Origin of the sequence: Amycolatopsis sp. NPDC051716, from assembly GCF_040681595.1 — a bacterium.
Taxonomy (GTDB): Bacteria; Actinomycetota; Actinomycetes; order Mycobacteriales; family Pseudonocardiaceae; genus Amycolatopsis.
The window spans coordinates 21941-28024 of record NZ_JBFAZA010000005.1 but is presented as its reverse complement, the minus strand read 5'-3'; the positions used below and the strand labels follow the sequence as shown (position 1 = coordinate 28024).

At 73.9% G+C, this 6084-nt stretch carries 5 protein-coding genes; all 5 read right to left on the bottom strand.

Annotated features, from left to right (window positions below; all coding sequences use genetic code 11):
• Window positions 1-113: 113 nt before the first annotated feature.
• Window positions 114-1802 (bottom strand): hypothetical protein, encoded by a 1689-nt coding sequence (locus AB0M30_RS07900; protein WP_364581338.1) that lies wholly within the window; start codon window positions 1800-1802, stop codon window positions 114-116.
• Between the two features lie 160 nt (window positions 1803-1962).
• Window positions 1963-2946, bottom strand: a complete 984-nt coding sequence (locus AB0M30_RS07895) for a Ppx/GppA phosphatase family protein (protein WP_364581336.1) — start codon at window positions 2944-2946, stop codon at window positions 1963-1965.
• Between the two features lie 132 nt (window positions 2947-3078).
• On the bottom strand, window positions 3079-3768 hold the full coding sequence (locus tag AB0M30_RS07890; RefSeq protein ID WP_013222396.1) for a response regulator transcription factor: 690 nt from the start codon (window positions 3766-3768) through the stop codon (window positions 3079-3081).
• On the bottom strand, window positions 3765-5006 hold the full coding sequence (locus AB0M30_RS07885) for an ATP-binding protein (protein ID WP_364581333.1): 1242 nt from the start codon (window positions 5004-5006) through the stop codon (window positions 3765-3767). The genes AB0M30_RS07890 and AB0M30_RS07885 overlap by 4 nt, the downstream gene beginning before the upstream one ends.
• A gap of 145 nt (window positions 5007-5151) precedes the next feature.
• Complete coding sequence (locus tag AB0M30_RS07880; RefSeq protein WP_364581330.1) at window positions 5152-6021, bottom strand: oxidoreductase; 870 nt, start codon at window positions 6019-6021, stop codon at window positions 5152-5154.
• Window positions 6022-6084 lie beyond the last annotated feature (63 nt).

Below are 6084 nucleotides of genomic sequence, written 5' to 3'. Positions count from 1 at the left end.
GGACTCCCCACCCACCCCCACCCCCCCCCCCCGACCACACCACCCCCCCCCCCCCCCCCCCGCCACGGCGGGCGGGAGCTGGGGCGTCAGCGGTGTCGGCGGCGTCGGCGGCGTCAGCGGCCGACGAGCAGCAGCGCCGCCGGCGAGACCGTCACCACCAGGCCGACCAGCACCGCCAGCACCGTGGTCTGCAGGTCTTCGGCGCGGCGGATCTTCCGCACGATCCAGACCAGCGCGACGACCACCAGCAGCGCGGCGATCAGCGCGGCCGCCGGGATGTTCACCCACAGCCAGTTGAAGCCGAGCCAGACGGCGGCCCCGCCGACGACACCCATCGCCAGCTGGCCGGCCAGGGCCAGCCACTGCTTGCCGGGCGAAGCCGCGGGTTCCGGCTCCGCGACCGGCTCGGGCGCGTCGTCGTACTCGTCGTCTTCGTAGTCTTCGCCCTGCTCGTAGGCGTAGTCGTCCTGCTCGAAGTCCGGGCCGTCCGCCGGGTAGTCGTCGGCGAACTCGCGCTCGTAGGGCGCGAGGTCGTCCGGGATCGGCGCCCGGGAAGCCCGGTCGCCGCCGGGCGCGAACGGCATCGGCGGCGGGTACGCGCCAGTCGGCGGGCCCGCCTCGTAGGCGGCCTGGTAGCCGCTGCCCTCCGGCGCGAAGTCGTCGGGCTCGAAGTCGTCCTCGGGGTAGCCGTCGTCGGGGGCGTCGGTGGGCACCACCGGCATCACGCCGATCTCGGTGTCCTCCATCTGCTCCTTCTGCCGCCGCTTGCGCCAGTTCGCCAGGCCCGCGGGCGAGGACGGCTCCGGCGGCGGCTCGGGCTTCTTGCCCTTCTTCGGCGCCGGCGGGGCGGGCGGCTCGTCGTCGGGGACCGCCGAGAACTGCTCGGTGTGGTCCTCGCGCTTCGGCTCCGGGCGGCGCGACGGGGCGCGGCGCGGCCGGCCGGGAGCCGCGGGCGGCGGCGCGAACGTTCCGCCGGCCATCGGGCCCGGCGGGACGTCGATGTCGGCGTCCGGGGTGCCGTTGAGGCCGTCGAGCCGGGCCGACAGCGGGCCGCCGGGCGGCGGGGGTGCCGGCAGCTGCTGCGAGGGCTGCGGCGGCGGAACCGGCAGCTGCTGGGACGGCGGCGGCGGACCGGGGCGGCGCCGGACCGGCGCCACGGCGCGGGTCTCCTCGGCCGACGGCGGAACCGGCAGCTGCTGCGACGGCGGCGGCGGCGGAACCGGCATCGGCTGGGACGGCGGCGGGGGCTGGCGGCGCGGCGCGGCGCGCGGCGGCACCGGCAGCTGCGCCGACTCCGGCGGCCGCGGCGGCCCGGGCTCGGGCGCGACCGGGCGCGAGAACTGGCCCGATTCCTGCGGCGGCCGGGCGAACTGCCCGGACTCCTGCGGGACCGGGCGGGCGTACTGGCCGGACTCGGCACCGCCGGGGGCGGGCCGCGCCGGGGGCGGCGGCACCGGCCGGGGCAGCGGCTGGGAGTCCTGCGGCACCGCGCGGGGCGCGGGCGGCGGCGGGGACGGCGGCTCGGCGCGACGCCGTCCGGCGGGCCGCGCGGGGGGTGCCGGCGGGGGCGGCGTGCCCTCGGACGCCACCCGGTCGATGATCGCCTGCGGGCCGGTGTCGCTCACGCCGGGCCGCCGGTGCGAGCCGGTGGCGCCGGGCGGGGCTTCCGGGGTGGCGGGTTCGTCGTCGTCATCGGCGGCGCGCCGGCGGCGACGGCGTCCGCCGTCGACCTGGGCACCGTGCTGGGCGAGCAGCTCAGCCACGGTCTTCTGCGGCTGGTCGCCTCCGGTCTGGTCCGTCATACCTGGTGATCCCCTGCGCGCACCGAGTTGCTTCCGGCACCTCGCGGAGTGGTACCCGACGGCCCACCGGCGGCGCCGCGCGCGCTGTACACCGACCTCTGCATGTCCGTCACCTCTCCACCGTGCCCGTTATCCGTCCGGGAAGTCCAGCCGCGTGCTTTCACCGGTCCTCCTGTGCGCCGAAGCGCCCCACGAGGGCGGCTCCAGTCTCATCCGCGCTGTTCGAATGGTCCAGCCGCCGCAGGATGACACCCTCTCGCAGAGCCCACGGGCAGATCTCGAGTTCCGGCACACCGAGCGCCCGCATCGTCGCCTGCGCCACGAGCGCACCCGCCACGAGCTGCTGCGATCGGCTCGAGCTGACGCCCTCGAGCTGCGCGAGATCGGCCGAAGGCATCCGCGAAACGAAGGCCAGGAGCTGGCGCAGTGCGGTGTCCGTGAGCGTACGTCGGACGCGCGGGCCCGCCGCCGAGGGGGCCGCGCCGGTCAGCCGGGCGAGGGAGCGGAACGTCTTCGACGTCGCCACGACCCGATCGGGTTCACCCCATTTGGTGACCTTGCGCGCGAGGTCGGTGAGCTGGTCGTCCAGCCACGCGGACGTCGCGACGAGTTCCGAGCGCGTCGGGGGGTCGTGCCGGAAGCGGGTCCGGGTGGTGCGCCCGGCGCCCAGGGGCAGCGATTCGGCCAGCACCGGCTCCTCGTCGCGGCCCATCGCGACCTCGAGGGAGCCGCCGCCGATGTCGAGCACCAGCAGCTGCCCGGCCGACCAGCCGTACCAGCGGCGGACGGCGAGGAACGTGAGCCTCGCTTCGTCGGTACCCGAAAGGACCTGCAGGTCGACGCCGGTTTCCTCGGCCACCCGGGCGAGCACCTTCACCGAGTTCTTCGCCTCGCGGACCGCGGAGGTGGCGAACGCCATGACTTCTTCGCAGCCGAGCCGGGTGGCGGCTTCCTTCGCGGACTGGACCGCGGTGCAGAGCTCGTCGGCACCGGCCCGGCTGAGCTCGCCGCTCCGGGTGATCCGCTCGGCCAGCCGGAGCACGGACTTCTCGGAATGCATCGGCGTCGGGTGGGCGCCACGGTGGGCGTCGACCACGAGCAGGTGGACGGTGTTGGAACCGACGTCGAGTACCCCTAGGCGCACGGGGGTCCAGGGTACCGGGCCTGGCGTCAGGTCTCGAACATGTAACCAACAACACTCGGTGCGGTACCGCCCCGGCGCGCCTCCGAGGACTCCGAGGCCGCCGATATCGGGCGATACCGCACCGAATCGGGCTTACGTCTCGAACTTGTAGCCCAGGCCGCGAACCGTGACGAGGTGCCGCGGCGAGCCCGGGTCGGGTTCGATCTTCGAGCGGAGCCGCTTCACGTGGACGTCGAGCGTCTTCGTGTCGCCGACGTAGTCCGCGCCCCACACCCGGTCGATCAGCTGCCCGCGGGTGAGCACGCGGCCGACGTTGCGGAGCAGGTACTCGAGCAGGTCGAACTCCTTGAGCGGGAGCGAGACGTCGGCGCCGTCGACGGTCACGACGTGCCGCTCGACGTCCATCCGGACCGGGCCGGCCGACAGCACCAGCGGGGCCAGCTCGCCCTCCGAGCCGGGCTCGCCGCCGCGGCGCAGCACCGCGCGGACCCGGGCGATCAGCTCACGCGCCGAGTACGGCTTGGTGACGTAGTCGTCCGCGCCCAGCTCCAGGCCCACGACCTTGTCGATCTCGCTGTCGCGCGCGGTCACCATGATGACCGGCACGGCGGAGCGCTGGCGCAGCTGCTTGCAGACGTCGGTGCCGCTCATCCCGGGCAGCATGAGGTCGAGCAGCACGATGTCGGCGCCGTTGCGGTCGAACTCCTCCAGCGCGGCCTGGCCGGTGCCGGCCACGGCCGCGGTGAACCCTTCCTTGCGCAGCAGGAAGGCGAGGGGGTCGGCGAACGACTCCTCGTCCTCGACGATGAGAACCCTGGTCACAGGTTTCCTCCATGATCTGGGCTGTCCTGCCCGGTAACCACGAGCCTGGGGGTGCGCTCGGGGGTCTTCTCCTGCCGCGGTGCCGGCAAGGTCTTGGCCGCCCGCGCCGGCTCGGTGGCCGGTTCGGGGCTGACGTGCGCGGGGATGCGCAGGGTGAACGTCGAGCCGGTGCCCGGACGGCTCCACAGCCCGACCGAGCCGCCGTGGTTGGCCGCGACGTGCTTGACGATCGCCAGGCCCAGACCGGTGCCGCCGGTGGCGCGGGAGCGGGCCTTGTCGGCGCGGTAGAAGCGCTCGAACACGCGCTGCTGCTCGTCCTCGGCGATGCCGATGCCGCGGTCGGTGACGGCGATCTCGACCATCCCGTCGGCGAGCCGCCGGGAGATCGACACCGGGCTGCCGGCCGGCGAGTACGCGACGGCGTTCTCCAGCAGGTTCGACAGCGCGGTGACCAGCAGCGTCCGGTCGCCCTCGATGAGCAGGCCGCTCGGGGTGTCGGTGGTGATCCGGATGTCGGCCGACTCGGCCGAGAGCGTGGTGCGGCCGAGCGCCTCGCGGACGACCGCGTCGACCTCGACGACGTTGAGGTCGGGCAGCCGTTCGGCGCCCTGCAGCCGCGACAGCGCGATCAGCTCGGTGACGAGCTGGCCGAGCCGGGTGGACTCGCGCAGGATCTTGCCGCCGAAGCGGCGGACCTCCGCGACGTCCTCGGCGGCGTCGAGCACGGCCTCGGTGAGCAGCGCGATCGCGCCGACCGGGGTCTTGAGCTCGTGGCTGACGTTGGCGACGAAGTCGCGGCGCACGGCCTCCAGCCGGATGGCCTCGGAGTGGTCGACGGCCTCGACGACGGTGAAACCGTCGCCCAGCGGCCGGACCTGGCCGAGCACCGCCTCCGGCTGGCGGCCGCGCGCTTCGAGCGGCGAAAGGTCGATTTCCAGGGCCTCGTCGGTCTCCGAGACCTGCTCGGCGGCCTTGCGGGCCCGCGGGTCGGCCTGGTTGACCTTGACCAGGCCCAGCTCGTAGGCGCGCGGGTTGTGCAGCACCATGTCGCCGAACCGGTTGAGCACGACGATGCCGTTGTGGGACGAGCGGACCAGCCGTTCGAGGAGCTCGGCGACGGTCGGGCCCGGCGGCCGGACCTCTTCCCGGCGGGTGCGGGCCCGCGCCAGGAAGTAACCGGCCACCGCACCGGCCACCAGTGCGCCGATGGCCAATGCGAGTGAAACAGGCGTGGTCACGGGCCGATCGTAAGCTGAGAAGTGGCCCTTCGGCCTAGCGTTGTCCGCCTTGTCGTGAGCACCGCGACACCTGCGGAGGACATGTTCGCCGGGGCTTCAGGCGGCGTTCACCCGATCGATTCCCCGGCGAGACATTCCGGCGAATTCACCCGTTCCCCTCGAGAGCCGCCAAATCCTCCTCGGTGAGCTCCAGCGCGGCCGCGGCGACGTTCTGTTCGAGGTGCGCGACATCGCCGGTGCCGGGGATGGCGAGCACGTGCGGTCCTTGGTGGAGGGTCCACGCGAGCCGCACCTGCGCCGGGGTGGCGTCGTGGCGGCGCGCGACCTCGGCCACCCGCGCGTCCTCCCCCGTCGCGCTCGCGACGGCGAAGAACGGGACGAAGGCGATCCCCCGCTCGGCGCACATCCGGACGAGCTCGTCGTCCTCGCGGCGGGCGGTCAGGCCGTACTGGTTCTGGACGCAGACGACGGGCGCGATCGCGAGGGCCTCGGTGAGGTGCTCCGGGCCGACGTTGGAGATGCCCAGCTCGCGGATCAGCCCGGCTTCGCGCAGTTCGGCGAGCGCGCCGAAGCCGTCGGCGAGCGAGCCGGTGCCGCGGTCGAGGGCCTGGCCGATCCGGTAGTTGACGACGTCGAGGTGGTCGAGGCCCAGCTCGCGCAGGTTCTCTTCGACCTGGGCGCGCAGCTGCTCGGGCCGGGCGGTGTAGAAGGTGCCTTCGAAATCGCGGCCCGGCCCGACCTTGGTGGTGACGACCAGGTCGTCGTACGGCGACAGCGCGCTGTTGATCAGTTCGTTCGCCGAGCGCGGGCCGGCGAAGTAGAACGCGGCCGTGTCGATGTGGTTCACGCCGAGCTCGACGGCCCGGCGCAGCACGGCGAGCGACGTCTCGCGGGCACGGATGCCACCGTCCGAAGTGGACATCAGGCGCATGGCGCCGAACCCGAGGCGGTTGACTTCGAAGGAGCCGAGCTTCCAGGTGCCCGCCGCGGCGGCGGGGAGCGTGTTCGTGGTCATGGCCCCAGCCTTCCGGGCGGCCCGCGTGACCACCGGGTTTGGCAGTTTGCTGCCACACTGGAA